This is a genomic window from Pseudomonadota bacterium (genome assembly GCA_034660915.1).
In the GTDB taxonomy this organism is placed as follows: Bacteria; Desulfobacterota; Anaeroferrophillalia; order Anaeroferrophillales; family Anaeroferrophillaceae; genus DQWO01.
On the sequence record JAYEKE010000136.1, the window covers coordinates 1 to 2,787 of the forward strand.

The 2,787-nt window shown below is 47.3% G+C and carries 4 protein-coding genes; all 4 read left to right on the top strand.

What is annotated here, in order from left to right:
- Positions 1-39 precede the first annotated feature (39 nt).
- Positions 40-762, top strand: coding sequence for a flagellar type III secretion system pore protein FliP (gene fliP, locus U9P07_08325; GenBank protein ID MEA2109407.1), 723 nt, complete (start codon positions 40-42; stop codon positions 760-762).
- Between the two features lie 28 nt (positions 763-790).
- Positions 791-1,060 (top strand): flagellar biosynthesis protein FliQ, encoded by a 270-nt coding sequence (gene fliQ, locus U9P07_08330; protein ID MEA2109408.1) that lies wholly within the window; start codon positions 791-793, stop codon positions 1,058-1,060.
- Positions 1,061-1,067: 7 nt separating this feature from the next.
- Positions 1,068-1,862 carry a flagellar biosynthetic protein FliR gene (gene fliR, locus U9P07_08335; GenBank protein ID MEA2109409.1) on the top strand — a complete coding sequence of 265 codons (795 nt, stop codon included), beginning with the start codon at positions 1,068-1,070 and terminating at the stop codon, positions 1,860-1,862.
- 17 nt (positions 1,863-1,879) lie between these two features.
- A partial coding sequence (locus U9P07_08340) for an EscU/YscU/HrcU family type III secretion system export apparatus switch protein (protein ID MEA2109410.1) occupies positions 1,880-2,787 on the top strand: 908 nt, incomplete at its 3' end.

Sequence of the window (2,787 nt, forward strand, 5' to 3'; positions counted from 1 at the left end):
GTGTCGCAAAAAACAGGAAAATGCTTGCTGGTCGGGTTGATGGTACCCTCTCTTCTGCTGGTGGCCTCAGCTGCCGCCGCCGAGGATCTGGTAGTGCCGGCGCTGCAGATTGGCCTTGATGGCGCATCTAATCCCCAGCAGGTATCAGTTGCCATGCAGATACTTCTGCTGCTGACTGTTTTGACCCTGGCGCCGGCAATCCTGGTTCTCATGACCTCTTTTACCCGGCTGGTGGTGGTGTTCCATTTTTTACGCCAGGCATTGGGGACCCAGCAGATGCCCCCTAACCAGGTACTGGTCGGCTTGAGCCTGTTTTTGACTTTTTTTATCATGTTCCCGGTTTTCCAGCAGATTAACCTGCAGGCGGTAAAACCGTACATGGCTGAGGAAATAACCCAGCAGCAAGCTTTTTCTCGAGCCATGCATCCGGTCAGACAGTTCATGTTTCGGGAAACCAGGGAAAATGATCTGGCCATGTTTATCTCCATGGCCAAACTTGATCAACCACATAATGTTACTGATATCCCGACCTATGTTATCATCCCGGCTTTTGTTATCAGTGAACTGAAGACCGCATTTCAAATCGGCTTTTTGATTTATATTCCTTTTCTTATCCTCGATATGGTGGTGGCCAGCGTGTTGCTTTCCATGGGGATGATGATGCTGCCGCCAATCATGATTTCACTGCCGTTCAAGCTGATTCTTTTTGTTCTGGCCGATGGCTGGCATATTATGGTCGGATCATTGATGAAGAGTTTTTGAGCCGGTTAATTGAGGTGGAGGGAGAATAATGAGCCCTGAATATGTCGTTGGTTTTGCCAAACAGGCCTTGGAAACCACTCTGCTGATTTCCGCCCCGATGCTTGGTTTCGGCCTGGTTATCGGCCTGGTGGTCAGTGTTTTTCAGGCAGTAACCTCCATCCAGGAGATGACCCTGACCTTTATCCCGAAAATACTGGCGGTTTTCCTGGCCTTGATTATCTTTTTCCCCTGGATGCTTCGCTATCTGGTTGATTTTACCGTTCGCTTAATGGTCAGCATTCCATCGGTCATTGGTTAAATCAGTTATGGTTACTATCCCGGCAATTACTATTCCTGATGTTGAATTATTTGTGCTTGTCCTGGTGCGGATTTCAAGCATGATATTCATGGTCCCGATTTTCAATGATAAATCGATTCCGGTAATCCTTAAGGTTGGTATCAGCCTGTTGTTGGTTTTTCTCTTATTCCCGCTTTTACGTCACCAGGGACATCCGCCGCTTTTGGCGGGAGGTCTGGTGATGGCTTTGTTGGCGATAGTCCGTGAACTGGCCATCGGGATTACCGTGGGTTTTATGGCGGCCATGCTGCTGGCTTCGGTACAGACAGCCGGCCAGTTAATGGGTTTTCAGATGGGCTTTTCCATTGTTAATGTGATTGATCCGGTTTCCAGTGTGCAGGTTTCAATTATTGCCCAGTTTCAATATCTTGTAGCCCTGCTGCTTTTGCTTTCCCTGGGAGCGCATCGCTGGTTTATTAAAGCCATGAATGAAAGCTTTCGGCTTATTCCCCTGGGAGGTTTTTCTCTGAGTAATGATTTGCTGCAGATGCTTATCCATTATTCTGCCAATATCTTTGTTATTGCCATAAAGCTCGGGGCGCCATTGATGGTGGCTTTATTGCTCTGCAATGTGATTTTAGGCGTCCTGGCCCGTACCGTACCCCAGATGAATATCTTCATTGTTGGTTATCCACTGCAGATTGGTCTGGGTTTGCTGGTCCTGGCTTTTTCAGCTCCCTATATGGTGGCGATGTTCCAGGGATTATATGTTAAACTTTTTCATGATGTTTTCATGATTATGCAGGCATCCGGCAATGGTTGAGCTGAGGGGAGAGAACTATGGCGCGTGATCCCAGTAAAACCGAGAAACCGACTCCAAAAAAGATTCGGGATGCCCGGGAAGAAGGGCAAGTTGCCCGCAGTATGGAGGTCTCATCGGCAGTGATTCTGATGGCCAGCCTGTTATTTTTTTATTTTGGCGGCCAATGGTTTATGCGGACCTCAAAACTCATGTTGCAGAATATTTTTCAGAATTACATGCTGATTGAACTGGGGAAGGAAGGTTTTTACCGGATCGTTTTATTTTCACTGCAGCAGTTTCTTTTACTTCTCGGTCCTCTGTTGGCGGCTCTGGCGGTGGTTGCGGTGCTGGCCAACGTGTTACAGGTGGGGTTTCTCTTTTCTGCCAAGCCCTTGATGCCCAAGTTTTCAAAAATTAATATGATTAAGGGTTTCGGCAGGATTTTTTCCCTTCGCTCCCTGGTGGATCTGTTTAAATCATTATTTAAAATCATTGTTCTTGGTTATGCTTCCTTTACGGTTTATCGGCTCCATTTTGGTGAGTTCTTTGGCTTGTTAAATCAACCGGTAGTTGATATCCTGCAATTTTTGGCACTCGTTTCCTTCCAGATTTTGTGGCGCTGTGGTCTCGTTTTAATCGGTCTGGCCATCTTTGATTATCTTTACCAGCGTTGGGAATGGACCCAGGATCTGAAAATGACCAAGGATGAAGTTAAGGATGAATTCAAACAGATGGAGGGGGATCCGCAACTAAAAAGCCAGATCCGCAGTCTGCAAATGGCGGCTGCGAGACAGAGAATGATGCATGAGGTTCCCCGGGCTGATGTGGTTATAACCAACCCTGTCCATCTTGCCGTTGCTCTGCTTTATGATAAAAAACAATCGCAGGCACCGGTAGTGGTTGCCAAGGGTGCCGGGGTGATAGCGGAGAATATCAAGAAGGTTGC

What these genes read in the sequence shown, in the direction of transcription:
- fliQ (MEA2109408.1), top strand. Translation starts at nt 791, where the DNA reads ATGAGCCCTGAATATGTCGTTGGTTTTGCCAAACAGGCCTTGGAAACC.
- fliR (MEA2109409.1), top strand. Translation starts at nt 1,068, where the DNA reads ATGGTTACTATCCCGGCAATTACTATTCCTGATGTTGAATTATTTGTG.
- fliP (MEA2109407.1), top strand. Translation starts at nt 40, where the DNA reads ATGGTACCCTCTCTTCTGCTGGTGGCCTCAGCTGCCGCCGCCGAGGAT.